This is a genomic window from Oceanospirillum sediminis (assembly GCF_014164585.1).
Lineage (GTDB): Bacteria > Pseudomonadota > Gammaproteobacteria > Pseudomonadales > Halomonadaceae > Oceanospirillum > Oceanospirillum sediminis.
Map to the genome: position 1 here is coordinate 1 of NZ_JACJFM010000257.1, position 343 is coordinate 343.

1 protein-coding gene is annotated in these 343 nt (G+C 32.1%); it reads right to left on the minus strand.

From position 1 onward, the window contains the following. Positions 1-231: LuxR C-terminal-related transcriptional regulator (locus H4O21_RS28610; RefSeq protein WP_220495892.1), on the minus strand; the 231-nt coding region annotated here is incomplete at its 3' end. Positions 232-343 lie beyond the last annotated feature (112 nt).

A 343-nucleotide genomic window follows, 5' to 3' on the forward strand; every position in this document is an offset into this window, starting at 1 on the left:
CGCCTTTTTTCGATATCGACTAATGAATTGCCTTCTATTTTTTACACCAGTTTTTTTATAGATATTAGAAGCGTGTTTAGAGACAGTACTTTCGGCAATGAATAAATCTTTGGCTATTTGTTTGTAACTAAGATTGCTCAGAATAGATAAAGTAATTTCTATTTCCCTTCGTGTCAAGTTTTCGTAGATTATTTTTGTTTCTGCTGAGTTAATTGCCTGTTCCTTACTCATTGCAAATACTTCATACATTTTGGTCTTGTTTTCCAAAAAATATAAATGTCGGTCTATTTCAATAATCGTTATGGCATAAAAAGCCGCGTTCATAACAGTAAAAGTCAACCAG